This window comes from Lapillicoccus sp. (genome assembly GCF_046595215.1).
GTDB lineage: Bacteria > Actinomycetota > Actinomycetes > Actinomycetales > Dermatophilaceae > Lapillicoccus.
On record NZ_JBKJPP010000159.1, the window covers coordinates 43,647 to 68,352 of the forward strand.

21 protein-coding genes are annotated in these 24,706 nt (G+C 71.7%); 14 read left to right on the forward strand and 7 right to left on the reverse strand.

The genetic code is table 11. The features are described from left to right. Nucleotides 1-12: 12 nt before the first annotated feature. Together pknB and ACLL9L_RS14035 are read right to left on the reverse strand one after the other, a co-directional pair. Nucleotides 13-1,977, reverse strand: coding sequence for a Stk1 family PASTA domain-containing Ser/Thr kinase (pknB, locus tag ACLL9L_RS14030; RefSeq protein WP_411285276.1), 1,965 nt, complete (start codon nucleotides 1,975-1,977; stop codon nucleotides 13-15). A 65-nt stretch (nucleotides 1,978-2,042) separates the two neighbouring features. Further along, nucleotides 2,043-2,993 (reverse strand): LysM peptidoglycan-binding domain-containing protein, encoded by a 951-nt coding sequence (locus tag ACLL9L_RS14035; RefSeq protein ID WP_411285277.1) that lies wholly within the window; start codon nucleotides 2,991-2,993, stop codon nucleotides 2,043-2,045. A gap of 167 nt (nucleotides 2,994-3,160) precedes the next feature. On the opposite strand from ACLL9L_RS14035, the gene ACLL9L_RS14040 reads away from it, so the two are divergent. Genes ACLL9L_RS14040 through ACLL9L_RS14050 form a run of 3 tightly spaced genes read left to right on the forward strand, consistent with a single transcriptional unit; the run spans nucleotide 3,161 to nucleotide 4,330 of the window. Continuing rightward, a complete protein-coding gene (locus ACLL9L_RS14040) occupies nucleotides 3,161-3,562 on the forward strand; it encodes an Rv2175c family DNA-binding protein (protein WP_411285278.1) in 402 nt (133 codons plus the stop codon). Nucleotides 3,563-3,572: 10 nt separating this feature from the next. Beyond that, nucleotides 3,573-3,941, forward strand: a complete 369-nt coding sequence (locus ACLL9L_RS14045; protein ID WP_411285279.1) for a lycopene cyclase domain-containing protein — start codon at nucleotides 3,573-3,575, stop codon at nucleotides 3,939-3,941. Next, entirely contained in the window at nucleotides 3,938-4,330 is a 393-nt protein-coding gene (locus tag ACLL9L_RS14050) for a lycopene cyclase domain-containing protein (protein WP_411285280.1), read from the forward strand. The genes ACLL9L_RS14045 and ACLL9L_RS14050 overlap by 4 nt, the downstream gene beginning before the upstream one ends. Here the strand turns inward: ACLL9L_RS14050 and ACLL9L_RS14055 are convergent. Beyond that, nucleotides 4,274-5,200 carry a phytoene/squalene synthase family protein gene (locus ACLL9L_RS14055; protein WP_411285281.1) on the reverse strand — a complete coding sequence of 309 codons (927 nt, stop codon included), beginning with the start codon at nucleotides 5,198-5,200 and terminating at the stop codon, nucleotides 4,274-4,276. The genes ACLL9L_RS14050 and ACLL9L_RS14055 overlap by 57 nt on opposite strands. A 37-nt stretch (nucleotides 5,201-5,237) precedes the next feature. After that, nucleotides 5,238-6,332 (reverse strand): polyprenyl synthetase family protein, encoded by a 1,095-nt coding sequence (locus ACLL9L_RS14060; RefSeq protein WP_411285282.1) that lies wholly within the window; start codon nucleotides 6,330-6,332, stop codon nucleotides 5,238-5,240. Nucleotides 6,333-6,485: 153 nt separating this feature from the next. Between ACLL9L_RS14060 and metF the strand changes: the two genes are divergently transcribed. Both metF and ACLL9L_RS14070 read left to right on the forward strand, forming a co-directional pair. Next, on the forward strand, nucleotides 6,486-7,412 hold the full coding sequence (gene metF / locus ACLL9L_RS14065) for a methylenetetrahydrofolate reductase [NAD(P)H] (RefSeq protein WP_411285283.1): 927 nt from the start codon (nucleotides 6,486-6,488) through the stop codon (nucleotides 7,410-7,412). A gap of 654 nt (nucleotides 7,413-8,066) precedes the next feature. Continuing rightward, on the forward strand, nucleotides 8,067-8,201 hold the full coding sequence (locus ACLL9L_RS14070; RefSeq protein ID WP_411285320.1) for a hypothetical protein: 135 nt from the start codon (nucleotides 8,067-8,069) through the stop codon (nucleotides 8,199-8,201). 24 nt (nucleotides 8,202-8,225) lie between these two features. On the opposite strand, the gene ACLL9L_RS14075 is transcribed toward ACLL9L_RS14070, so the two are convergent. Next, nucleotides 8,226-10,625 carry a hypothetical protein gene (locus ACLL9L_RS14075; RefSeq protein WP_411285284.1) on the reverse strand — a complete coding sequence of 800 codons (2,400 nt, stop codon included), beginning with the start codon at nucleotides 10,623-10,625 and terminating at the stop codon, nucleotides 8,226-8,228. Between the two features lie 597 nt (nucleotides 10,626-11,222). Between ACLL9L_RS14075 and ACLL9L_RS14080 the strand changes: the two genes are divergently transcribed. From ACLL9L_RS14080 to ACLL9L_RS14110, 7 genes are all read left to right on the forward strand, one after another. Next, the gene (locus ACLL9L_RS14080) at nucleotides 11,223-12,623 is read left to right on the forward strand and encodes a hypothetical protein (RefSeq protein ID WP_411285285.1); all 1,401 of its coding nucleotides are present in this window, start codon (nucleotides 11,223-11,225) and stop codon (nucleotides 12,621-12,623) included. Between the two features lie 236 nt (nucleotides 12,624-12,859). Then, on the forward strand, nucleotides 12,860-13,240 hold the full coding sequence (locus ACLL9L_RS14085) for a DUF6504 family protein (RefSeq protein ID WP_411285286.1): 381 nt from the start codon (nucleotides 12,860-12,862) through the stop codon (nucleotides 13,238-13,240). 10 nt (nucleotides 13,241-13,250) lie between these two features. Further along, nucleotides 13,251-13,745, forward strand: a complete 495-nt coding sequence (locus tag ACLL9L_RS14090) for an SAV_6107 family HEPN domain-containing protein (RefSeq protein WP_411285287.1) — start codon at nucleotides 13,251-13,253, stop codon at nucleotides 13,743-13,745. A 9-nt stretch (nucleotides 13,746-13,754) separates the two neighbouring features. After that, entirely contained in the window at nucleotides 13,755-17,930 is a 4,176-nt protein-coding gene (locus tag ACLL9L_RS14095; protein ID WP_411285288.1) for a DNA polymerase III subunit alpha, read from the forward strand. 42 nt (nucleotides 17,931-17,972) lie between these two features. Next, entirely contained in the window at nucleotides 17,973-18,746 is a 774-nt protein-coding gene (locus ACLL9L_RS14100; protein ID WP_411285289.1) for a methyltransferase, read from the forward strand. A gap of 24 nt (nucleotides 18,747-18,770) precedes the next feature. Beyond that, complete coding sequence (gene dinB, locus ACLL9L_RS14105; protein ID WP_411285290.1) at nucleotides 18,771-20,024, forward strand: DNA polymerase IV; 1,254 nt, start codon at nucleotides 18,771-18,773, stop codon at nucleotides 20,022-20,024. A 237-nt stretch (nucleotides 20,025-20,261) separates the two neighbouring features. Beyond that, nucleotides 20,262-20,660, forward strand: a complete 399-nt coding sequence (locus ACLL9L_RS14110; protein WP_411285291.1) for a DUF3040 domain-containing protein — start codon at nucleotides 20,262-20,264, stop codon at nucleotides 20,658-20,660. A 39-nt stretch (nucleotides 20,661-20,699) separates the two neighbouring features. Here ACLL9L_RS14110 and ACLL9L_RS14115 read toward each other — a convergent pair whose 3' ends face one another. Both ACLL9L_RS14115 and ACLL9L_RS14120 read right to left on the reverse strand, forming a co-directional pair. Further along, nucleotides 20,700-21,188: a DUF456 domain-containing protein gene (locus ACLL9L_RS14115; RefSeq protein WP_411285292.1), complete on the reverse strand. Its 489-nt coding sequence runs from the start codon at nucleotides 21,186-21,188 to the stop codon at nucleotides 20,700-20,702. Between the two features lie 40 nt (nucleotides 21,189-21,228). Beyond that, nucleotides 21,229-21,441: a hypothetical protein gene (locus tag ACLL9L_RS14120; RefSeq protein WP_411285293.1), complete on the reverse strand. Its 213-nt coding sequence runs from the start codon at nucleotides 21,439-21,441 to the stop codon at nucleotides 21,229-21,231. A gap of 347 nt (nucleotides 21,442-21,788) precedes the next feature. Here ACLL9L_RS14120 and ACLL9L_RS14125 point away from each other — a divergent pair, with 347 nt between their 5' ends. Together ACLL9L_RS14125 and ACLL9L_RS14130 are read left to right on the forward strand one after the other, a co-directional pair. Continuing rightward, nucleotides 21,789-23,924, forward strand: a complete 2,136-nt coding sequence (locus tag ACLL9L_RS14125; RefSeq protein WP_411285294.1) for a type IIA DNA topoisomerase subunit B — start codon at nucleotides 21,789-21,791, stop codon at nucleotides 23,922-23,924. Nucleotides 23,925-23,948: 24 nt separating this feature from the next. Then, nucleotides 23,949-24,704 (forward strand): dienelactone hydrolase family protein, encoded by a 756-nt coding sequence (locus tag ACLL9L_RS14130; RefSeq protein ID WP_411285295.1) that lies wholly within the window; start codon nucleotides 23,949-23,951, stop codon nucleotides 24,702-24,704. The last annotated feature ends 2 nt before the right edge of the window (nucleotides 24,705-24,706 follow it).

Sequence of the window (24,706 nt, forward strand, 5' to 3'; positions counted from 1 at the left end):
GGGGTTGCCGGCTCAGACGATGGTCAAGGTGATCGTGGACCCCTTGCGGACCATGCTGCCGGCCGGCGGGTTCGAGTCGCGGACGGTTCCGAAGAAGCCGCCGAGGATCTCGGTGTAGCTGACGTTCAGGCCCGCGGCCTTGAGGAGGGCGGCCGCCTGGTCGCGCTGCGTGCCGACGGTGGCGGGAACCGCGACGAGGACGGGGCCCTTGGAGACGACGATCGTGACCGGGTCACCCTTGAACCGGGTGCCGCTCCGGGGGGCCTGGCTGACGACGACACCCTCGGGGACGGTGTCGCTGTTGACCACCGGGCCCTCGACGACGCTCAGCCCGAGGCTCTCGAGCGCCTGCCGAGCGTCGGCGGTCCGCTTGCCCGTGACGTCGGTGACGGTGATCGGGGCACGACCCCTGCTCACCGTGACGGCAACGGGGGCGCCGCGCTGGAGGGGGGTGCCGGCGGCAGGGTCCTGGGAGATGATCGTGCCGGCCTCGACCGTCTCGCTGAAGGTGTCGGTCCGGGCGCCGACCGCGAGGTTGACCTGGCTGAGCATGGCGGCGGCGGCATCGACCGAGGTCGCGACGAGGGAGGGCGCGGCATACCGCTCCTGACCCTTGGAGACCGTGACGGTGACGGCGGTGAGCCGGGGGACCTCGGAGCCGGGCCCGGGTTCCTGGGACAGGACGGTCCCCGCCGGCACCGCCTCGTCGAACGACTCGACCACGTCGCCGCGCAGGCCGGCGACCTCGAGGGCGGTCAACGCCTCGAGCCGGGGGTGCCCGGCGACGGTCGGCACCGTCGTCCTGGCTCCGGGCCCGTCCGCGAACCACCACGCGGCACCCCCGCCCCCGAGCGCGAGCAGGACCACGAGCAGGACCGGGACGAGCCAGCGGCGTCGACGGCGCGTCGGAGCCTGACCGATGGAGGCCCCGCCACCGGGCTGCCCCGCAGGCCGCGGCACGGGCGGTGACAGGGACCGCGGCACGGACTGCGTGGGGTGGGCCGGGCCGGCGCGGGATCCGTGCCCCTCGCGCAGCGGGATGGCCGAGGTGGGGCTCAGGTCCGAGGTGCCGGCGGGGCGTCCGTCTGCCCGCAGGGGTGGGACGGGGCGCAGGTCGAGCTCGGTCGTGGACATGAGGGCGCGCGACCGGCGCACCTCGGTGAGGTAGTCGCCGGCGGAGGCGGGGCGCTGGTCGGGGTCGCGTGCCGTGCCGAGGGCGACGAGCTGGTCCAGCTCCTGAGGCAGGGACGGCACCTGGTCGGACGGGACGGGCACGCAGCCGTGCACGTGCTGGTAGGCCACGTGGATCGGGGTGTCGCCGTCGAAGGCCTTGCGGCCGGTGAGCATCTCGTAGAGGACGAGGCCCACGGCATACACGTCGGAGCGGGCGTCGGCGATGCCGCGCTCGACCTGCTCGGGGGAGAGGTAGGCGACCGTGCCGAGCAGGACCCCCGACGCGTTGGTCGTGGTGGCGGTCGTGACCGCCCGGGCGAGCCCGAAGTCGGCGACCTTCACCACGCCGTCGTCGCGCAGGATGACGTTCTCGGGCTTGACGTCGCGGTGGATCAGGCCGGCCGCGTGGGCGGCGTCGAGGGCCTGCAGGATGGGGTCGAAGAGGTCCAGGGCGGCCCGGGGCGTGAGCGGGCCTTCCTGCACGAGGACCTCGCGTAGGGTCCGGCCGGAGACGTACTCCATGGCGAGGAACATGTCGCCCGCGTCCTCGCCCTGGTCGAAGACCGCGACGACGTTGGGGTGGCTCAGCCGGGCGGCCGAGCGTGCCTCCCGACGGAACCGGCTGACGAACGTCTCGTCCTGGGCCAGGTCCCTCCGCATGATCTTCACGGCGACCTCGCGGTCGAGACGTTCGTCCAGGGCCAGGTAGACCGAGGCCATCCCCCCGTCGGCGAGGTGCGACAGCACCCGGTAGCGGCCGTCCAGCAGGCGCCCGACGACGGACTCCTGCACGCGGGACGACATGATGAGGAGTCTACGAAGGCTTCCCGGCAAAGCGGTGGAGGCTAGCCGCTGGGGTGCCGGTGGCGTCAGATGCGGGACATCATCGCCTTGACGCTGGCGACGTACTGCTGGGTGTCGGCGTACATGCCGTTGGCCCGCACCGAGCCGAGGCCCTGGTAGTAGCCCGCGATGGCCTCGTCGACCGAGCTGGAGGAGCGCGTGAGGGCCCGAAGGATGACGACGCCGGCCGTGGCGTTGTCCTCGGCCCTGAGCAGGTCGAGCCTGCGCCCCACCAACGACGAGGCCCACTCACCGGAGCTGGGGATGACCTGCATCGCCCCGATGGCGTTCGCGACCGAGACCTGGCGCTGGTCCCAGCCGGACTCCTGGTAGGAGATGGCCAGTGCCAGCTGGGGATCGATCCCGTGGCGACGGGCGGTCGCCTCGACGATCGAGCGCATCGCCTGGCGGTCCGGCGCAGCGGCGGCCTTGAGGGTGGCTCGTGCGGCCGCGGCTGCGGCGACGGTCGCGTCCGGGTAGGTCCGGCCGGCGAAGGTGTTGGCCGTGGTCGCCGGAGCGGCTGGGGCCGGGGCGGCTGGAGCGGGAGTGAGGCCGGGGATCTGGAGCACCTGGCCGGGCCGGATCTGCGACCTCGGCCCGAGGCCGTTGGCAGCCAGGATCTGCCGGGCGGTGGCCGGCGCGCGCAGGGCGATGTGGCCGATCGTGTCACCGCGTTGGACGGTGTAGCTCGACGACACGGGCTGAATGGGCGCAGCAGCCGGCGCCACCGTCGGCTGGGGGCCGGCGGGGACGAGGATCACGGCACCGGTCCGGATCATCCGGCCGCCGAGGGGCAGCTGGTTCTGGGCGGCGATGACGGAGGGCGGCGTGCCCGCGCGGGCTGCGATGTCGATGAGCGTGTCGCCGGCCTGGACCGTGTACGACTGCCACCCTGACGGGGCGCCCGCCGCGGTACGGACCAGGGCAGGGGGTGGTGACAGTGCGGGTGGAGGGGTGCTGACGGCGATCGGGGCCATGGGGGCTGAATCCTTCCCCGTCGGGGCGAGCTCGGGGTTGAAGGGACGCGTGGGGAGCGTGGGACAGGTGTGCAGTGTGTGAATCTACACGGGACGTCGAGTGTTCGCGCGTTGAGTTGGTGCCGGGTCCCTTTGGACCACCCGGACCGGTCCCCTAGGCTGCTCGGGTGGCTGATCCGACCTCCCCCCGTCCCACCCCCCTCACCGCTCTCACCGCACTGCCCGCCCTGGTCGGCGAGTGGACGACCGTGCCCGACATCGCGGAGCGGGTCGGGATCTCGCTGGCTCGGGTGCGTCAGCACCTCGCGGACCGTGAGCTGCTCTCGCAGCGCATCGGTGAGCGGGGCGTCGTCAGCGTCCCGGCGAAGTTCGTCACCGACGAGGGTCCGCGCTTCGACCTCAAGGGCACCTTCACCGTCCTGGCCGACGGGGGCATGAACGACGAGGAGATCCTCCGCTGGCTCTTCACCCCCGACGAGACGCTCCCGGTGGAGGGCGCCCCCATCGACGCCCTCATCGCGGGGCACAAGACCGAGGTCCGGCGCCGCGCCCAGGCCCTCGCCTTCTGACCGCTGACCAATGCCGGTGCGACACCTCTCGTATGCCGCGATGCTCGCGTTCTGCCTCGTGGGCACCCTGCCGCTGCACCGGGTCTTCCATCTCGACCTGGCGCGTCAGGTCCGTCGGGTGGCCCTCAGCATCCTCCCGGTGGCGCTCGTCTTCATCGCGTGGGACGTGGCCGCGACCCGGGCCGGGCACTGGTCCTTCGACCCCGGGCAGACCCTCGGCGTCCGGGTCCTGGGCCTGCCCCTGGAGGAGCTCGCCTTCTTCGTCGTCATCCCCCTCGCCGGCCTGCTGACCTACGAGGCCGTCGGCGTCGTCCTGCGCCGGGGAGAACGTCGCCGCAGGGTTGGAGGACCACCCGGCGACGGGGGAGTGGCGCGATGAGCTACACCACCGCCACCGCGGTCGGCATCGTGCTCGCCGCGCTCCTCGACCTGCTCGTCCTGCGCACCCGGCTCCTCACGACGCGCCGGTGGTGGGCGGCATACGTGATTGTCGTGTTCTTCCAGCTCGTGACCAACGGCTGGCTGACCGGGCGGCGGATCGTCACCTACGACCCGGACGCCATCATCGGCAGCGGCGGGGTGCCGTTCCTCGGGGACGGGAGGATCGCCTGGGCGCCGGTCGAGGACCTCGGCTTCGGGTTCGCGCTCGTCCTCGCGACATGTGCCCTGTGGGTCCGGCTGGGCCGGCAGGGACGCCGAGCAGCGCCCGGGTCAGCGGCCCCGGCGGCGCAGCACCCGGGCGACGGTGGCGGCCCGCGCCGCCCGTGACGCCCTGACCCGGCCGTCGAAGACGTTGCCGTCGTGCCGCCCGACCTCGACGAGGATCTCGCGGTAGAGGCTGAAGGCCGTCTGGAGCCCGACGCGCGACCGGGCATCGACGAGCGCGAGCCCCGGCCCGGCATCCTCATAGAGGGCGAGTCCACGCTCGACCTGCGCCGTCACGAGGGACCGCACGGCGTCGTCGGGGCGGCGGCTCGCGACCGAGCGGGCGAGGTCGTCAGCCGTCACGCCGTGGGCTACGAGGTCCTCTTCGGGCAGGTAGACCCGGCCCCGTGCCAGGTCCTCGGCGATGTCGCGCACGACGGTCGTGAAGTGGAAGGCCTCGCCGAGCGCCCGGGCCAGGGGCCGTACGGACGGGTCGGTCGCCCCGAACAACGGGGCCATCATCTCGCCGAGGGCGGCGGCGGCGCCGCTCATGTACGCGCGCAGGTCGTCCCAGGTGGCGTAACGGGTCACGGTGAGGTCCATGACCAGCGACGCGAGGTAGTCCTCGAAGAGGTCGCCCGGCATCCCGACGACCCGCTGGGTGTGCCACAGGGCGGTGAGGACGGGCGGGGCGGCAGGGTCGGGCGGGGCGGCAGGGTCGGGCGGGGCGGCGGGGTCGGGCGGGGCGTCCGAGGCCAGGGTCGCGAGCACGGCGTGCCGCCACGCCGGCAGGGCCTCCAGCGGGTCGCTGCGGGGCCGGTCGACGAGGTCGCGCGAGGTGCGCGCGAAGGCGTAGACCGCCCAGACATGGGGCCGTCGCTCGCGCGGGAGCAGACTCGTCGCGAGGTAGGAGGCCCCGCCGTGCTCGCGGTGGACCTCACGGCACCGCTGGTATGCCGGGGCGAGTGCGGGCGGGATGGCCCGGTCCTTCATCGGGTGGCCCGCGGGCGGTCTCCGGGCACGGGCGGCGTCACGACTCCCGGGTCGTGGAGGAGGTCACGAGGGAGGCGAGGACGGCGACCGCGTCGCGGTCGAGGCCGGTGGTCCTCGCGAGGGCCGCCCCGGCCTCCTCGGCGAGAGCCGCGATCATCGACTCCACTCCGTCGACCGCCCCGGTGTCGCGCAGCACGGTCCGCAGGTCCTCGACCCCGGCGTCGTCGAGGTCGCCCCGTCCGAGGTGCTTGTCGAACAGCGCCGACTGGTCGGCATCGGCCGCGTCGAGGGCGAGGGCGACGAGCACGGTGCGTTTGCCCTCACGCAGGTCGTCGCCGGCCGGTTTCCCGGTGGCGGCAGGGTCGCCGAAGACCCCGAGCAGGTCGTCCCGCAGCTGGAACGCCTCCCCGAGGGCGAGGCCGTAGCGCGAGAGCGGGCCGAGCGTGGAGGCCGCCACCCCACCGGCGGCGGCGCCGATGAGCAGGGGGTGCTCGATGGTGTACTTCGCGCTCTTGAAGCGGATGACGTTGCGGGCCGAGGCGACCCGGGCCGCCGTGTCCAGGCCGTCCCAGCCGCGGGCCGACTCGAGCAGGTCGAGATACTGCCCGCCCATCAGCTGGGTGCGCATCGCGTCGAAGGTGCCCCGGGCCCGGGCGAGGTGCTCCGCCGGAAGGCCGCAGGTGGCGTAGAGCTCGTCCGTCCACTGGAGGCAGAGGTCGCCGGCGAGGATGGCGGCCGCCTCCCCGAAGCGGACGCTGCTGCCCGCCCACCCGGCCTCGGCGTGGTGCGCCGCGATCGCGCGGTGGGCGGACGGCATACCCCGGCGTGAGTCGCTGCCGTCCATGACGTCGTCGTGGAGCAGGGCCGCGGCCTGGAAGAACTCCATCGCGGTGGCGAGCCGCACAAGGGCGTCGGAGTCCGGCTGGCCGGCGGCGCGGTAGCCCCAGTAGAGGAACGCCGCCCGAAGCCGCTTGCCGCCGGCGAGCAACCGGGCGACCGCGTCGACCAGGCTCGACAGGTCGTCACCCAGCGCGTCGAGGACGGCGGTCTGCACCGCGATCTCGGCATCGACCGCCGCCTGCACGCGAGCGCGCAGTCCGACCTGGTCGAGCGGGTCCGTCGGGCGGTTCACGGGGTCCTCCGGGGGCGGTCAGCGGGTGCGTCACCAGCCTACGGGCTGGTGAGTGGACGGGTGACCCGCCCCGGGGTGACCCGGCGCACTCCCGGACGGCCACGTGGTGCGCGGCGCGACCGTCGTCAGGGGCCCGCGTCGTAGGCTGGTCGCATGTCCCTCGGCACCTCGGCCCGCCTGCCCCGGCCCGCCCACATGACGCGGTCGATCCCGCAGGCCCTGGCCCAGGACCTGCCGAGCTTCAGCTTCGAGTTCTTCCCGCCGAAGGACGACGCGGCGGAGGCCCATCTGTGGGAGGCGATCCGGCGGCTCGAGAAGACCCGCCCGACGTTCGTGTCGGTCACCTACGGCGCGGGCGGCTCGACCCGCGACCGCAGCGTCCGGGTCACCGAGCGGATCGCGCGCGAGACGACCCTCACCCCGCTGGCGCACCTGACCTGCGTCGGGCACTCGGTGAGCGAGCTGCGCAGCGTCGTCGGCGCCTTCTCCGCGGCGGGGATCCGCAACATCCTCGCCCTGCGCGGCGACCCGTTGGGCGGTCCGGGGCAGGAGTGGGTCCGTCACCGCGAGGGCCTCGACCACGCCGACGAGCTGGTCGCGCTGGTCCGCACGCTCGGGGCGTTCACCGTGGGCGTCGCGGCCTTCCCCGACCAGCACCCGGAGAGCCCGAGCCTCGATGCCGACGCGGAGGTGCTCGTGCGCAAGGCCGATGCCGGCGCGGAGTATGCGATCACCCAGTTCTTCTTCACCAAGGAGGCCTACCTCGGGTTGCGCGACCGGGTCGCGGCGCGGGGCCGGGACCTGCCGATCATCCCCGGCCTGATGCCGGTGACCAACGTCAAGCAGCTCGCCCGGATGACCCAGCTGTCCGGTCAGCCGGTGCCCGACGCGGTGGCCTCCCGGCTCGAGGCCGTGGCCGACGATCCGGCAGCCGTGCGCGAGGTGGGGGTCGAGATCACGACCGAGCTGGCTCAGGAGCTGCTCGCCGAGGGAGCTCCGGGCATCCACTTCATCACGATGAACCGCTCGCCCGCGACGCTCCGGGTGTGGGACAACCTCGGGATGACTGCCGCCCAGTAGCGTGCCCTGGCCCTGGCCCTGCCCCTGGCCCTGGCCCTGGCCTGGGCCTGGGCCTGGCCCTGGCCTGGGCCTGGGCCTGGGCCAGGCGGCAGGCGTCCGGGTCCCGTAGGGCAGGTCGCCCCCTGCACGACCTGCTGTGACCCGGGCGCCCGCTTGCGGTTTCCCGGTCCAGAGTATGTCGGTTTTCTCCGGCTCTGTCATCAGTACAGAGACTCGGTTACCCTTCGCCAGCCCGCCCGTCGAGCTGCCGTTCCGCACTTCTCGGTGGTATTTGTCTCGACGATGTGCGGGCGTGCGTAGCCGTTGTCCCTCCTCGACGCGTCGACATGCGGAGACTTGGACGTTTGCGGACATTCCGAACAGCGGGCGCTCCGGCACGTATATCGGTTTTTCGCATCCGTACAGTCAAGGATGGGCTTGCGCCAGCCGAACGGGCTCTGGGGTCTCGTCGAGACAAGCCCCGAGGCTCGCTGGCGTGCCCGATCTCGGCACAACTGCCGCGAGGGGCCGGTCGGGTCCGCTGAGCGTGTCCCGTATGAGGCTCCCGATCTGGAAGCTTCCTCGGGCGCGTCTCCGGGACACTCCCGCGCACGCACGGCACCTGCCTACGGCCTTCTCGCAAGGACCCCCGTCACCAACTCGTAGCAGAAGAACATGCCAACAACGAGTTCCGGGCCGGGGCTCGCCGTGCCCGATGAAGTGACCATCGCGATGGGCGAGATCGCCGAGGACATGCGTAAGGGTCTGCTCGCCCTCGCGGTCCGCGCTGGCCTGAGCCACGGGCCGTGAGCCCGGGTCGGTGACCTTGGGCGGCTAGTTGATCCTGAAGGAACGCGCGGTCGACCAGCTTCCCGCACTTCCATCCGGCCGGTTGGCTCGCACCCGCCAGAACCAGTCGCCCTTGGCCGTGAAGGACGCGCCGATCTGAGGGGCGGTCGAGGAGCGTTCGAGCAGGATGGACGTGAAGGTGCTCGTGGAGCTCGCCTGGAGCGTGTAGGACGCAGCGCTGGCGACGCTACTCCAGTCAAATAACACGGATTGGCCGGGCGCGAAGCGGGCGCCCGAAGGCGGCGACACCAGGGTCGGTGCCGGCAGCGGCGTCAACGGGATCGGGTTCACGGTCAGCGTCGCCGTCTTGGTGACCCCGGCCCCCGACACCGACAGCGTGACGGTCGTCGTTGCCGACGGATTGGTGGTCAGGATCAGGACGCCGGCATGCGGTGAGCCGGCCGGGATCGTCACCGTCGGGGCCATCCGGGCGACAGCAGGGTCGCTGCTTGTCAGGGTGAAGGTGACGTCCGTGGACTGGAGCTGGGCCATGGCCACCCGGGCCGACGAGCCCTCTGATCCGGTCGTGGTGGGCGGGGTTACCGTCCACTCCGAAGGTGCCACGCCGGGCTCGAGGGTCAGCTGGTGCGTGACCTGCTTTCCGTTCCAGCTGGCAAAGATCGTCACGGTGGTGTTGACCGTCACGGCACTGGTCTGAATGGTGAACGGTTGCGAGAAGCCGCCTGGGGCCACGGTGACGGTCGCGGGCGGCACGGCCAGCGGCGAGCTGCTCGTGAGTGTGACGGCCGCCCCCGCGGGGGGTGCGGCGCCGTTCAGCGTGACGAACGCCGTCGCGGGACTGCTACCGGTGATCCGGTTCGGCGAAGGCCCGACCTCTTTGAGTGACGGGGGGTTCACGGTGACCGGGACGCTCGCCGCCGATCCGGCATACGTCGCCGTGATGGTCGCTGAGGTTGGTGCGGTCACCTGCCCGTACAGGAACCGGAACTGGGTGAAGGCGGTCCCGGCGCCTATGAGCACGGACGACGGGACCGGCGTGGCGCCGGGCTGGGTGCTCGTCAGCTGGACCAACGCCCCGCCGGCCGGCGCTGGACCTGTGAGCTGGAGCTCGCCCACCTGCTCCGTCCCGCTGTAGGCAGATGTGATGCCCAGCAGGGAGATAGACGCGATCATCGCCGGCGCGGTGTCGACCGTGAACGAGCGCACCGTCGACCACGCGGTCATCGCTGCGGTCGTTGGCGACGCGTCCCCCTGGGTGTGGCGGACCCGCCAGTACTTCGTCCCAGAACTGAGGCCCAGGAGGGTGTACTGAGAGCTCGTCTGCTGGCTGATCTGGACCTCGACGTTGGTGAACGCGGGGTCTGTGGCGACCTGGGCCTCGTAGCCGGAAGGCTGCGGGTTCTGGACGTCGTTCCAGTCGAGGGTTATCGGCAGCGGGAGGTTGGCACCGGCAGCAGGGGACACGAGGGTCGGTGCGGGCCCGACCGGCGCGGCGTAGGAGATGGTGAACGTGCGTACGTTGGAGGGGGTGCCGGCGACTCCGGCCGCGTCGACGGCATACACGCGCAGGTTCCAGCTGCCGATGAGAGTGCTGTTGAACGTCAAGCCATAGTTCGGGTCGGGAATGTTTGTGAAGCGGACATCCACGGGCGCCGGGAACCTCGGGTCGGCGGAGACCTCGACGACATAGCTGCTGGCTCCGGCGACGGCGCTCCACGAGAAGGGGAAGCTCTCCATCGGGTGGTACGCCGTGCCGAATGGCAGCGCGCCGAGCACCGGCGAACTCAGCGCGCCCGCGCCGGACCCGGTGACGGTGAAGCTGCGCGTCGCCGAGAACGCGCTCTGGTCGAGGTTGCTGTTGATCGCCTGGACGCGCCAGTAGTACGTGCCGAGGCCGAGGCCACCGACCCTCTGCTGAGTCACGCTCGGCAGAGTGGAGTCGCGGGTCACCAGCGGCGCGAACGTCGGAGAGGCGCTGATCTCCCAGTTGTAGCCGCCGTTGACACTGGCCGGGTCGATGACGGACGACCAAGAGAGGGTCAACGGCGTGGTCACTGCCGCTCCGTTGGCAGGTGTGAGCGGCGAGGGCGCGGCTTGACCAGCGGGCGGCGGCTGGGTCGCGGTGCACCCGGACAGCGTCGCCACTCGCGGCGTCGCGGAGCCGTCGTCGATGTCAACTGTGCAGTCGGCCGGCCGGGTGTATGGGGTGCGGTCGATGCGGAAACCCCCGCCGGTGTCGCTCCTACCCATGATGACGCCGTCGACGGTGATGTCCCGACTGGCCGCCGCGGTGCCCTCGAGCCGCAAGTTGGACCCGCTGACCTCTGCTCGCGACACCGAGACGGCCGCGGACGCAGGGGCGACCACCAGGAACGTGGAGACGAGAAGGAGCACGGCGATGATGACCGGCCTGCGACGGCGCACGGTGAACGGATTGGGCGACCACGGTTGTAGCACAGACACTCCGTCCCGCCAACGGCCGATCCGGTGGCCAAGAGCCCCATTCAACCCTGACGACCCAGACGCGTCTATGGCACTTAGGTACTAAGACCCCATGTCTGGACCCGCCGTCCTGAGACTGATTGCTGGCCGGTGACCTGTCCCTTCACGTGGCTGCAGCGAAGTTGTCGGGTTGTCCCGGGAACAGCCATCGGCTGCCGGGGCTCGTGGTGGTTGTCAGGTTCGGTGAAGACGTTCCAGCCAAGCGGAACGGCAGGTGGAGGAGGCCAGACGCTGGAGTTTCGCGAGGCGGCAGGATACAGCGGTTAAATAGGATAATTAGGGACAAACACGCCGATAACTGCTAGTAAGTGTCCATGAAAGGTGAACCGAGAGGCTGCTCGTCCGACACGGGCGCCCGTGAGGATGCGCTCGCCCCGGCATCCGCTGGCCCGTTCGGGGCGGGCATCACCCACCCCACCCGGCGACCCTCCCCTGCGCCGTCACCCGGCTCGCAGGCTCCCTCACCGCAACTGAAAAGGACCTGCCTTCGTGCGACGTCGACCTGTTACCAGTGTGTTGTTGAGCTCTGTCCTCCTCGCGGCCCTCGCCGTCGCGATCCCCGAGTCCGCCGCAGCCGCGGCCACGCCCCCACCGCCTCCGGCCGTCACGGGCATCGAGGCCACCGCGGCATACGTGCCGGATGTCTCCTGTGATCCCACTGCAAAGCCGGGCGCGACGCGCTTCGCCAACCTGCTGAAGGCGACGTACCCAGGGACGTCCACCGGGATCGGACGTGCGTGTGGCTCGGAGGGGTCGGTCAGCGAGCACTACGACGGCCGGGCGGTCGACTGGATGACGACGGTCCGCACCCCGGAGGGGCTCGACCGGGGGGACACTCTCGTGAACTGGTTGCTGGCCACCGATGCCCAGGGGAACGCGGTGGCCAATGCCCGCCGCCTCGGGGTCATGTACATCATCTGGAACGACCAGATCTGGGGCGCCTACCGCCCGAGCGACGGCTGGCGGCCCTACAGCAACTGCGAGGCGCACCCGGAGGCGGCGTCGGACACCGCGTGCCACCGCGACCATGTGCACATCTCGCTCTCCTGGGAGTGGGCGATGGCCGCCACGTCCTACTGGAGCGGCAAGGTGGCTGCCAGGGACTACGGGCCGTGCCGGACCTCGACCACCGGGTGGGCGCCGGCCTACTCCGGACCCAACCCCACGCCGTGCCCATCCGTCGTCCCGGGGCCTGCCCCCGTTCCCGTGCCGGCCACCGGGACGGTGCCGGGCAGCGTCAACGCCGGTGGCCCGGCGGTCTTCTCGCCCGACGGCAGGTTCCGGCTGAACATGCAGACCGACGGCAACCTCGTAACGTACGACGCCGCCGGGAAGTACCAGTGGGCGTCGTCCACGAATGTCCCGGGCAGCTACCTGCGCGTCCAGGCCGACGGCAACGTCGTGATGTACGACCCGGAGGCCAACCTGCCGTTGTGGACGACCGGCGTGTACAGCCCCGGCGCCCAGCTGCGGATGCAGAACGACGGCAACCTGGTGCTGTACTCCGACGCCGGCGCGCCCCTGTGGGACAGCAAGGGCTACACCCGCCGGGCCGCGGTCCGGTTCGTCCCGCAGCGGGCATTCACCCACCTGTCCTCGGGGCAGTCCGTCACCTCGTGGTCCAACGGTTTCACCCTCACGCTGCAGACCGGCGGCAACCTCGTCCTGAAGAACGCGAACGGGTCGACCCGGTGGTCCAGCGGCACGTCGGTGCCCGGGTCGAGGCTCGAGGCGCAGGCCGACGGCAACGTCGTCATCTACGGACCCAGTGGTGCACCCGTCTGGCACACCAGGCTGTACAGCCCGGGTGACTACGCCGTCATCCAGGACGACGGCAACGTCGTCGTGTACGACAAGGCCGGCCGAGCCCTGTGGGATGCCCTGGGATTCACCGGGCATCCCGCCGTCCGGGTCGGCTGAGCGTCGGCAACGAACGGCGCCGCCCGGGGACGTCTTGACAGGCTGTCCGAGGGAGGGAGTACCTTTGCTTCATCGAACAGGTGTACGAATTCTCGGTCTGGGGTGACGAACTCCGCTCCCGCTCCAAGGGCCTGTCGGTGACAGCACGATCAACCCGTGACGGGACGCCTACCCCGTCCCGTCACGGGCCGGTCTGTCTCCTGAGCCACCCCATGCCCGGAAGGGGCGATGCCGTCATGCGCCGTTACAGCGATCCGATCGAGGTCCGGTCGGAGGACCGGACCACGAATGGTCACAGCGATGCGGGTGGAACGGGTGGCACGGACGTGATGGGGAGGTCCTCGCCCCCGCCGCAGGCCTTCATCTGGAGGGGCCGGCTCTACGTCGTGCGTCAGGTGATCGGCCACTGGCGTGAACGTCGGGCCTGGTGGCGCGAGGCGCTCGACCCGGTCCCCGGCCAGCCGGTGGGCCTCGACATCGCCGCCGGTGAGCGGCAGGTGTGGCGGGTCGAGGCCAGCCGGGGCCAGGTCCACGCCAGCGGGGTCTTCGACCTCGTCCACGACGACGTCCCCCACGAGGGACACCCCGACTGGCGCCTCGTGCGCGTCGCGGACTGAGGAGACCCGGATGAACACCGAGAGCGCCCACGTCCTGGTCCCTGGCCGGCGTCGTCCCCCCATCGCGGCAACCTCCCTCGACCTGCTCGACCGGTCCCGGGGGAGCCTGCTGCTCGCCTGCCGGACCGGTGACGCGGGCGAGCGCTACGTCGAGGCCCACCTCGGCGCCCTTCGGGCCGCGGCAGCCCTGCTCGCCGCGCGCAGCAGCTCCTCGGGGCGCTCGCGACCGCGCAGCGTCTGGGAGGTGCTGCCCGCGGTCGCCCCCGAGCTGTCCGAGTGGGCGACGTTCTTCGCCGGGTCGGCGCGGCAGCGGGCAGCCGTCGAGCGTGGTGGACCGCTCAGCGCCCGCGAGTCCGACGACCTGCTGCGCCAGTCCGAGATCTTCCTCGAGATCGTCCAGGACCTGCTCGGGGTGCCACGCGCCGAACCCCTGCCCGACTACCTCGCCCCGGTCTCGGCCCACGGGTCGGCGTCGGCGTCGGACCGGGCCGAAGCCCGGGCCTGAGGACCGTCCGTGCACGACACCTTCGTCCACCTGCACGTCGCCTCCGGATACTCCATGCAGTACGGCGCCTCGACCCCCGCCGCCCTCGTGCAGCGGGCCGTGGCCTGGGGCCAGCCGGCGCTGGCCCTGACCGACAGGGACGGGCTCTACGGCGCGGTGCGGTTCGTCCAGGCCTGCACCGACGCCGGGATCGCCCCGATCCTCGGCGTCGACCTCGCCGTCCGTCACGAGGTGCCTGACCCGCGCCGGACGTCGCACCGTGGTGGTCCTGCGACGCGGCCGCGCACCCCGGTCCGCGGCGGCGCCGTCGTGGACGCCCGGCTGCCGCGGGTGACCGTCCTCGCCCGGGGTCGTCACCTCGGTCTCGACCCTGGCGCAGGCTGGGGCCGGTTGTGCCGCCTTGTCACCCGCACCCACCTCGGCGGTGAGCGGGGCGAGCCGGTGAGCACGCCCGAGCTCATCGCCGAGCTGGCCACGCCGCCGGGCATCGACCCCGCCGAGCGTGGCCCCAGCCCGCTCGTCGTCCTGCTCGGTCCCGACTCCGACGTCGGCCGTGCGGTCCTCGCACGGAAGCGCGCCCGGGCCCACGCGGCGCTGGCTCGGTGGCGGGCCCTGTTGCCGCGCGACGCGATCGCCATCGAGGTCGTCTGCCACGGCGGGGCCGAGGGCACCCCGGCCAGCCTCGGTCACGCGGCCCGGCTCTACGCACTCGCCCGGGAGCACGGCATCCGCGTCGTCCTCACCGCTGCCGTGCGGCACGCCGACCCGCGGGAGGCCGCCACCGTCGACGTCCTCGACGCCGCCCGGCGGCTCGTCGCCCTCGACGTCCGTCACCTCGACCGGATCACCACGGCAGGCCACCTCAGTCCCACTCCGGCGATGTATGCCGTGGCGTGCGACATCCTCCAGGCCTCCGGTCCGGGGATCAGCGGCGGCGGCACCCTGGCCCGCGAGGGTGCCCGGTCGCTGCTCGGGGCGAGCGTCGCGCTCGCCATGGAGTGCGTCCAGGACCCGGCCGTCGACCTCGGGATCGGGGCCGTCCACCTGCCCGAGCAGACCGTCCTCGGCATCGCCCCCGACATCGACCCGCAGAGCATCCTCGCGGCCCGGTGCCGGGACGCGGTGGCGACCCGATATCCGCACGAGTCACCGAGCGAGCTCGCTGCGGTCGGGTCCCGGCTCGATGACGAGCTGGCGGTCATCGGTGGGCTCGGCTACCCGACGTACTTCCTGACCGTCGCCACGGTGTGCGACCTCATCCGAGAGATGGGGGTCCGGGTGGCCGCCCGCGGGTCGGGAGCGGGCTCGCTCGTCAACTACCTCCTCGGCATCTCCGGGGTCGACCCGATGCGCTACGGCCTGCTGATGGAGCGGTTCTGCTCACCGTTGCGGGCCCAGCTGCCCGACATCGACATCGACGTCGAGTCGGCCCGGCGCACCGAGATCTACGAGAAGGTCCTCGCCCGATTCGGGGGTGAGCGGGTCACCTGTGTCTCGATGATGGACAGCTACCGGGTCCGGCACGCGATCCGTGACGTCGGGGCTGCCCTGGGGATGCCGCCGTCCGAGGTCGACGCCATGGCGAAGGCGTTCCCGCACATCTCTGCCCGCAACGTCCGCAACGCCATCGCCGACCTGCCCGAGCTGCGGGCCAGCGGGCTCAACACTCCTCGGCTCGACCTCATGCTCGACCTCGTCGAGCGGCTCGACGGACTGCCCCGACACATCGCCCTCCACCCGTGCGGGGTGGTCCTGTCCAACTCCCGGCTGCTCGACCGCACCCCGGTCGAGGCGAGTTGGATCGGCTTTCCGATGAGTCAGTTCGACAAGGACGACGTCGAGGCGCTCGGGTTGCTCAAGCTCGACATCCTCGGCATCCGGATGCAGTCCGCGATGGCCCATGCCGTCGACGAGGTCCGCCGGGTCGAGCAGGTGAGCATCGACCTCGACGACCGTCAGCAGGTGGCGCTCGACGACGAGGCGACGTTCCGGCTGATCCGGACCACGCACACCCTCGGCTGCTTCCAGATCGAGAGCCCGGGCCAGCGCGAGCTCATCGGCAAGTTCGGCCCGCAGCGGTTCGAGGACCTCATCATCGACATCTCGCTCTTCCGCCCCGGTCCGGTCAAGTCCGACATGATCGTCCCGTTCCTCAATGCCCGCCAGGGGTGGAAGGAGCCGGAGTTCCTCCACCCGACGCTCATCCCCGCGCTGCGCGAGACCGAGGGAGTCGTCGTCTTCCACGAGCAGGTGCTGCTCATCGTCGCCGAGACGACCGGGGTCACCCTCGCCCAGGCCGACGAGGTGCGTCGGGCCATGGGGTCGTTCTCGACCCAGGGCGAGGTCGAGGCCTGGTGGCGTCCCGCGGCGCTGGCGCGGGGCTACGCGCCTGCCGACGTCGACCGGATCTGGGAGGTCCTCAAGGCGTTCGCGTCGTTCGGGTTCTGCAAGGCCCATGCAGCGGCGTTCGCCCTCCCGACCTACCAGTCGGCCTGGCTCAAGACGCACCACCCGGCTGCGTTCATCTCCGGTGTGCTGACCCACGACCCGGGGATGTATCCCAAGCGCCTCATCCTCGACGACGCCCGCAGCCTGGGCATCGCCGTCCTCGGGCTCGACGTCAACACCTCGACGGGGGCATACACCGTCGAGAGGGTGCCGGCGTGGGACCCGGGCTCCCCCGCCCTGCCCGGGGGACCGTCGCTGGTCCCGGACCCGCGCGCGCTGCACCCCGACCTGCCTGACGCACGGGCCTTCGGCATCAGGATCTCGCTGTCAGACGTCAAGGGGATCAGTGACGCGGAGGTGGCCCGGATCGTCGCCGGCCAGCCGTACTTCAGCGTGGCCGACTTCTGGAACCGCGCCCACGTCTCGCGCCCGGTCGTCGAGCGCCTCGTGCTCGCCGGCGGGTTCGACGCGGTCTACGGCATCGGGTCGGTCGCCGCCGCGACCCTCGACGCCGGCCACCCCGGCGCGGTGCCGGGCGCCCCCGGCGCCGGGCTCGGACGGCGGGGCCGGATCACCCGGCGTGACCTGCTGCTCCACGTCGCCGAGCTCGACCGCTGGGCACGGTCCCTGCGCGCCGGCCCGACCCGGAGGTCGGGCAGGGCATTCGGTCGGGCATCGGGCGGGGCGCCCGGTCGGGCATCGGGCGGGGCGCCGGGCATCGGGTGGGGTGCCGGTGAGGGTGACGTCGCGGCGCTGGCTGCGGCCCAGTCACAGGCGGCGCAGGCCGTGCTCCCTGCGGCCCAGCAGCCTGTCCAGCTGGTCCTCGACCTCGGCGACACACCCCAGCTCGAACGGGGCAGCGGGCTGCCCGAGATGACCGGGCCGGAGCGCGTCCGGGCCGAGCTCGACATCCTCGGCCTCGACGCCAGCGCCCACATCGTCGACTTCTACGCGCCGATGCTCGCGGCCCTCGGGGTGACCCGGACCAAGGACATCCTCACAGCCCGCAACCGCAGCCAGGTGTGGGTGGCCGGGGTCAAGGTCGCGACCCAGACCCCGCCAATCCGCTCCGGTCGCAGGGTTGTCTTCCTCACCCTCGACGACGCGACCGGGCCGGTCGACGCGACGTTCTTCGAGGACGTGCAGGGCCCGTATGCCGGCACCGTCTTCCACTCGTGGATGCTTCTCGTGCGCGGGGTGGTGCGGCGCACCGGACCCCGGGGGATCTCGGTGCGGGCGACCGGGGCGTGGGAGCTGTCCGGGCTGTGGGAGGCCTGGACCCGTGGTGGGCTCGAAGCCGTGCTGACGGCCCTCGAGGTGGCCGACCGGGAGGCGATCGCGCGCAACGAAGGGGCTCTCGCTGCGGCCGAGGAGGCCGATGGTCGTGGCGCCCCGGCTGGTCGGGACGGCACGGCTGGTCGGGACGGCACGGCTGGTCGGGACGGCGCAGAGGATGACGGACGGGGCCGGGCCGGGGGGATGGGCGGTGCCCGCCCCAGCAGGCTGCTCGTCCACGCTTCGGGCTTCACGCAGTCGCCCTACGCCGACCTCAAGCCGGCCGGCGGCGACGTCCGGTCCGCCCGTGGGCTCGGCGCAGGCGCGGTCGTGCCCGACCCGGTCACCAGCGCGGACCGGAACGGGGTCGCTGGGACCGACGGGCTCGCCGGGGACGACGACGGTTTTGGGGCCCCGCCGCGCAAGCTCTGGCACTCCAGCCCTGGAAGCTCGGGGCACTAGGGTGACGGGAGACATCAGGCTTGGCACCGGAGGGAGATCGACGTGGTCGACGAGCGGCGTCCGGCCAGACGCGGCGGCGCACCGTCGTTCCGCACTCAGGCGATCTGGTCCACGGTCCGCAAGCTCGCTGCCACCCGCGAGGCGCAGCTCGGCCGCCCCCTGTCCGTCCTTGACCTCGGCGGCGGCACCGGCGGCCTGGCGGTCCCCCTTGCGGAGCTCGGCCATGACATCACCGTCGTCGACCCGAGCCCTGACGCCCTCGCTGCGCTCGAGCGCCGCGCCGCCGAGTCGGGCGTCGCCGAGCGCATCACCGCCCGCCAGGGAGATGCCGACAGCCTCGCCGAGGTCCGACCGGACGCCGGCTTCGACCTCGTCTGCTGCCACGGAGTGCTCGAGGTCGTCGACGACCCCGCGGCCGCCCTCGCAGCCGTCGCCGTCGCCCTCGCCCCGGACGGCCACCTGTCCCTGCTCGTGGCCGGCCGGCTCGCCGTCGTCCTGGCCAAGGCGCTCGCCGGTGACTTCGTCCAGGCCCGCGAGGCGCTCACCAGCACCGACGGCCGGTGGGGTCGCACCGATCCACTACCGCGACGGTTCGACATCGCCCAGCTCGAGGCACTCCTCGACGGCAACGGGTTCACCAGCGAGCACGTCCACGGGGTGCGGGTGTTCAGCGACCTCGTCCCATCCGGGACGATCGACAGTGCCGCCGACCGGGTCGCTCTGCTCGAGCTCGAGCAGGCGGTGGCCGAGCACCCGGCATACGCCGTCCTCGGGGAGCTCGGAGCAGGGATCCATGTCCTGGCCCGGCGGGCCTGACCCGACCCGGTCCGGGGTGGGCCGATGAGCCGCCGCCAGTACGCCGCGCCGACCCGGTCCGGTGACGACGAGCCCGACGACAACGGGTGCACGATCCTCCACGTCGACATGGACGCGTTCTATGCCATGGCGTCCCTCATCGAGCGGCCCGACCTGAGGGGGAAGCCGGTCATCATCGGCGGGGGCGGCACCCGCTCGGTCGTCCTCTCGGCGACCTACGAGGCCCGCACGTTCGGGGTGACGTCCGCGATGCCGATGGCCCGCGCCCGGCGGATGTGCCCCCAGGGGGTCGTCCTCGAGCCGGACTTCGCCCGCTACGCCCAGATCTCCGACGCGATCATGGCGACCTTCGCCTCCGTCACCGACATCGTCGAGCCCCTCTCGCTCGACGAGGCCTTCCTCGACGTCGCCGGTGCCCAGCGGCGGCTGGGTTCGCCCCGGCACATCGCCCAGCTGCTGCGCGACACCATCGCCGACGAGCAGGGGATCACCTGCTCCGTCGGGGTCGCGCCGACGAAGTTCGTCGCCAAGCTCGCCTCCAGCCTGGCCAAGCCCGACGGCATGATCGTCGTCCCGGGGGCCGAGGTGCTGGGGTTCCTCCACCAGCTGCCCGTCGGTGCCCTCTGGGGGGTCGGGGAGCGCACCGAGGAGACGCTGGTCCGGCTCGGGCTGCGGACGGTCGCCGACATCGCCCACACCCCTGTCGAGACGCTGCGTCGCGCCCTCGGCGACGTGACCGGTTCACACCTGCACCGCCTCTCCTGGGGGCGCGACGAGCGTCCTGTCGTGCGCGAGCGGCGTGAGAAGAGCATCGGCACCGACGAGACCTTCGCCCACGACATCGACGACCCCGTCGTCATCCACCGCGAGCTGCTCCGTCTCAGCGACCGCACGGCGGCGCGGGTGCGGGCCGCCGGGATGATGGGACGGACGATCTCGATCAAGGTTCGCTTCGCCGACTTCACCACGATCACGCGGGCTCGCACGCTGCGCGACCCCACCGACGTGTCCCGCGACATCTACGTCACGGCCACGTCCCTCTTCGACGCCCTGGGCCTGCAGCGCGCCCGGATCCGGCTGGTGGGGGTGCGGATGGAGGGGCTGGTCGAGGCCGCGCACGCCCCCGTCCAGGCCATGCTCGACGAGCCGGACCACGGGTGGCGCGACGCTGACCGGGCCGTGGACAGGGCGAGTGCGCGCTTCGGGGCCGGGGCGGTGCGCCCTGCCTCTCTCGTCCGCGACCCGGACGCCGACCCCGGACGTCGACCCCGACGCTGACACGTGGCTCAGACCTGCGACAACCGGTCGCCGCCGCGCCGCGAGACCCCTCGAGGATCCCGCGAACGATGTCAGCAGCCTCCAGGACCGGGTTTGCGGGGAACGGGTTCCCTCCCGCCTCACATCGACCTATATTGAAGACTTAGAGTGAGTCACGAGGAAATCTCGACGCACCCCGAAACTTTGTCGGGCCGTTGGACGTCCTACTGGTGAAGCCCGGTGCAAGGGAGGTTCAGGGTGCCGCTTTCAGAACATGAGCAGAAGGTGCTCCAGGCCATGGAGCAGGCTCTGTATGCCGAGGACCCGCAGTTCGCGACGCACATCACGAACCACGGGCTCCACCAGAACAAGCGGCGGATGATCCTCGGTGCCCTCGGAGTCGTCGTCGGGCTGGCCCTTGTCGTGCTCGCCGCCCTGAACTCCCTCATCTGGCTCGGCGCCATCGGTTTCGCCCTCATGGTGGCAGGTGGGGCCTACGCCTTCACGCCGACCAAGAAGACCGTCCTCGGGGCGGTCTCCGAGGACGGGTCGATCCGCCGGGCCGGCGCATCGGGCGCGCGCAAGGTGACGCAGAAGACGGGCTTCATGCAGCGCCTCGAGGACCGTTGGGACAAGCGGCGCAACAACGACTGGTGACTGTTCCACGCCGGTGACCAGCAGCGCATCGCGGCGTCGTCAGGTGCCGCTGCCGAGCCTCCACAGGCCGACGACCCAGACGAGCACGATGGCGAAGCCCGCGCCGAGCTCGATGCCGATCGACAGGGCCACCGCCCGCAGGGCGTGTCTCGTCGAGTCCCAGGCCGTGCGTCTGTCGCGCTGGCGGGTCAGCTCGATGAGGTAGATCCCCAGGACGAACCCGAATAGGGCGCCGACCACCGGGACGACGAAGAACCCGACGACCGCGAGCAGCACCGCGAGGAGCAGGGTCGGCGTGCGGACGCCCGCCCGGCGCATCCGCCGCCCGGGGATGACATACTGCGTCACCAGCCCCCCGGCATAGATCACCGTGGCAACGACGAAGACCACCCACGCCGAGGAGGCGGGGTGGTCGTAGGCCCAGATGCCCGTCGCCAACCAGACCAGGAACAGTCCCGGCAGGACCGGCACGACGATCCCGATGAGGCCAACCAGCATGAGCACCCCGGTGACCGTCGTGGAGGTCACACGGCGCCTCCTGTCCGGCTGTGGGTGGCGGGGAGGGGGACTACTGCGTGGCGGTGCCCGACTCGACCAGCCGGTCCGTCTCGTCGTGGATCTCGATCGCCTTGGCCTGCAGCTGGGGCAGGTGCTGACGCCCGTGGTGGGCGCAGAACAGCAACTCGCCGCCGTTCACGAGGCGGGCGCGAATGTAGGCCTGGGCGCCACAGCGGTCACAACGGTCCGCTGCGCTGAGGCTCGGGGCCAATGTCGTGTTCACGTCTGCCTTCTCTCATTCCTGTCGGGCGGCGGGGCCCGACCTGCGGGTTCCTGCCGGTCATATTCCTATGACGTCCATCGGGCGCTCTGGGTTGCAGCGTCCGTTGTGCCGGTTCCAACAGTCAAACACGCCTGAACCTTCCCACTGTGCATTCCGGTGGGATATGAGACGCGTCATGTCGAAACCGTGATGTTTGTCTGTGGAGTTCGTTGCCAACGACGCTGCGGATGGCGCGCCGCCGATGGCCGTGTCACCGCCACCGGCTAGCCTGCGACCAGCCCGGCTTCGATCCTTCTGGACACCTGTAGGAGTAAACAGCCTGGCCCGGGAATACGCACGACGAAGGGATGTCCGTGGCCACCGCCGCACGCCGACCCCCCACCTCGGGGGGCGACTACACCGCACGACACCTGCAGGTCCTCGAGGGCCTAGAGGCCGTCCGCAAGCGGCCCGGCATGTACATCGGGTCCCGCGACCAGCGCGGGCTCATGCACTGCCTGTGGGAGCTCATCGACAATGCCGTCGACGAGGCCCTGGCCGGCGCCGGTGAGCAGATCGACGTCGTCCTCTATCCTGACGGCTCCGTCGAGGTGCGCGACCGGGGGCGCGGCATCCCCGTCGACATCGAGCCCCGCACCGGCCTCAGCGGGGTCGAGGTCGTCTTCACCAAGCTGCACGCGGGTGGCAAGTTCGGCGGCAGCTCGTATGCCGCCACCGGTGGCCTCCACGGGGTGGGGTCCTCGGTCGTCAACGCCCTCTCGGCCCGTCTCGAGGTCGAGGTCGACCGCGGCGGCAGGACCTATGGCATGTCCTTCCGGCGCGGCGAGCCGGGAGTCTTCGCGGACCGGGGTGAGCTGACCCCAGGAGCCGACTTCACGGCATACCTGAAGAACAGCGAGCTGCGCATCGTCGGCCGTGCCAAACGGGGGGTGACCGGCTCGCGGGTGCGCTTCTGGCCGGACGAGCAGATCTTCGAGCCGGGGTCCGAGCTCGACTACGGCCAGCTCGCGTCGCGCGCGCGCCAGACCTCGTTCCTCATCCCCGGGCTGCGGCTCGTCGTGCGCGACGAGCGGGCCCTATCCGGCTCGCCGGGGCAGGCCGGCCCGCACGAGGAGGTGTTCCACCACGACGGGGGCATCGCCGAGTTCGTCGAGTACCTCGCTCCGGACGCCCCGGTGACCGACGTGTGGCGCCTGCACGGCTCGGGGACGTTCACCGAGACGGTCCCCGTGCTCGACGCCCAGGGCCACATGACGCCGACCGTGCTGACCCGCGAGTGCGGCGTCGACGTCGCCCTGCGGTGGGGGACCGGCTACGACGCGAAGGTCGCGTCCTTCGTCAACATCATCAGCACGCCCAAGGGCGGCACCCACGTCGTGGGCTTCGACCAGGCGCTGCTCAAGGTCTTCCGCAAGCAGCTCGAGGTCAACTCCCGCCGGCTCAAGGTCGGCAGCGACAAGGTCGAGAAGGACGACATCCTGGCGGGGATGACCGCCGTCGTCACCGTGCGACTCTCGGAGCCGCAGTTCGAGGGTCAGACCAAGGAGGTGCTCGGCACCTCGGCAGTGCGCGCCATCGTCGGCCGGGTCGTGGAGCAGGAGCTCACCGAGCGGATCGTCAACCCCCCACGCGGCCTCAAGCAGCAGCCGACGCTGCTGCTGGAGAAGGTCGTCTCCGAGATGAAGTCGCGCATCAGCGCGCGGATGCACAAGGACACGCAGCGCCGCAAGACCGCGCTCGAGTCGTCGTCGCTCCCGGCGAAGCTCGCGGACTGCCGCACCCGCGACGTCGAGCGGTCCGAGCTGTTCATCGTCGAGGGGGACAGCGCCCTCGGCACCGCGAAGCTCGCCCGGTCGTCCGACTTCCAGGCGCTGCTGCCGATCCGCGGCAAGATCCTCAACGTCCAGAAGGCGTCGGTCGCCGACATGCTCAAGAACGCCGAGTGCGCGGCGATCATCCAGGTCATCGGCGCCGGCTCGGGACGCTCGTTCGACCTTGACTCCGCGCGCTACGGCAAGGTCATCATCATGAGCGACGCCGACGTCGACGGCGCGCACATCCGGACGCTGCTGCTCACACTGTTCTTCCGCTACATGCGCCCCCTCGTCGACGCCGGCCGGGTGTATGCCGCGATGCCACCGTTGCACCGGCTCGAGGTCGTCAATGCCGGGGGCAGGAAGAACGACTACGTCTACACCTACAACGAGGCGGAGATGCGTCGCACCCGGGCGTCGATCGAGAAGCGCGGCAAGAAGGTGAAGGAGCCGCCGCAGCGCTACAAGGGCCTCGGTGAGATGGATGCCGACCAGCTCGCGGACACGACGATGGACCCGCGCCACCGGACCCTGCGCCGGGTCACCCTCGGCGAGGCGGAACGCGCCGAGACGGTCTTCGACCTGCTCATGGGCACCGACGTCGCCCCGCGCAAGGACTTCATCATCGACTCCGCCGCAGCCCTGGACCGGGCCCGCATCGACGCCTGAGCGCAGGGGCTGCAGAATGCCCCCATGTGTTTCTCCGGTGACCAGCACCCGCCCCTGCCGCCCCGCTCCAGCGAGGTCGGCGACCACGGCCCCACCGAGCTGACCTCGGCGGACGGCACCCGGTTCGCGGCATACGACGCCGTCCCGGTGACCCGACGCGGTGCCTGCCTCGTGCTCCTGCCCGACATCCGGGGGATGCATCCCTACTACACCGACCTGGCGCTGTGCTTCGCGCAGGCCGGTGTCGACACCGTGGCCATTGACCCCTACGCCCGCACGGCCGGCATCGGCGACCGGGGGCAGGACTTCGACTACCTGCCGCACGCCCAGGCGCTGACGGGTGCACAGGTCCTCACGGACGCCCGCGCCGCGGCCGACCGTCTGCGGGCCCGTAGTGACGACCCGGTGTTCACCCTCGGATTCTGCAAGTTCGGCGCCGAGTCCTGGGCGCTCGCCGCGACCGACCTCGGTGCGGCGGGGTGCATGGGCTTCTACGGCAAGCCGACCCGCGTCATGGAGCTGGTCCCCTCGATGACCTCACCGTTGCTCGTCCTGGCCGCCGGAGACGACGGTGCCACGACCCCGCAGGAGAACGCCGACTTCGAGGCGGCGCTCGGCGATGCCGGCGTCGACCACGCGTTCGTCGTCTACGAAGGCGCCCCGCACTCGTTCTTCGACCGCAGCCACGCGCAGTGGCAGAGCGCCTGCACCGACGCGTGGGCCCAGCTGCTCGGCTTCATCGACGCGCACCTGCCGGGGGCGGACCGCCGCACGGAGTAGCG

Bases quoted from the DNA above. Each gene is read 5' to 3' on its own strand.
- ACLL9L_RS14085 (WP_411285286.1), top strand. From the start codon at position 12,860: ATGCGCCGTTACAGCGATCCGATCGAGGTCCGGTCGGAGGACCGGACC.
- ACLL9L_RS14035 (WP_411285277.1), bottom strand. From the start codon at position 2,993: ATGGCCCCGATCGCCGTCAGCACCCCTCCACCCGCACTGTCACCACCC.
- ACLL9L_RS14090 (WP_411285287.1), top strand. From the start codon at position 13,251: ATGAACACCGAGAGCGCCCACGTCCTGGTCCCTGGCCGGCGTCGTCCC.
- ACLL9L_RS14070 (WP_411285320.1), top strand. From the start codon at position 8,067: ATGCCAACAACGAGTTCCGGGCCGGGGCTCGCCGTGCCCGATGAAGTG.
- ACLL9L_RS14125 (WP_411285294.1), top strand. From the start codon at position 21,789: ATGTCCGTGGCCACCGCCGCACGCCGACCCCCCACCTCGGGGGGCGAC.
- pknB (WP_411285276.1), bottom strand. From the start codon at position 1,977: ATGTCGTCCCGCGTGCAGGAGTCCGTCGTCGGGCGCCTGCTGGACGGC.
- metF (WP_411285283.1), top strand. From the start codon at position 6,486: ATGTCCCTCGGCACCTCGGCCCGCCTGCCCCGGCCCGCCCACATGACG.
- dinB (WP_411285290.1), top strand. From the start codon at position 18,771: ATGAGCCGCCGCCAGTACGCCGCGCCGACCCGGTCCGGTGACGACGAG.
- ACLL9L_RS14055 (WP_411285281.1), bottom strand. From the start codon at position 5,200: ATGAAGGACCGGGCCATCCCGCCCGCACTCGCCCCGGCATACCAGCGG.
- ACLL9L_RS14050 (WP_411285280.1), top strand. From the start codon at position 3,938: ATGAGCTACACCACCGCCACCGCGGTCGGCATCGTGCTCGCCGCGCTC.
- ACLL9L_RS14130 (WP_411285295.1), top strand. From the start codon at position 23,949: ATGTGTTTCTCCGGTGACCAGCACCCGCCCCTGCCGCCCCGCTCCAGC.
- ACLL9L_RS14045 (WP_411285279.1), top strand. From the start codon at position 3,573: ATGCCGGTGCGACACCTCTCGTATGCCGCGATGCTCGCGTTCTGCCTC.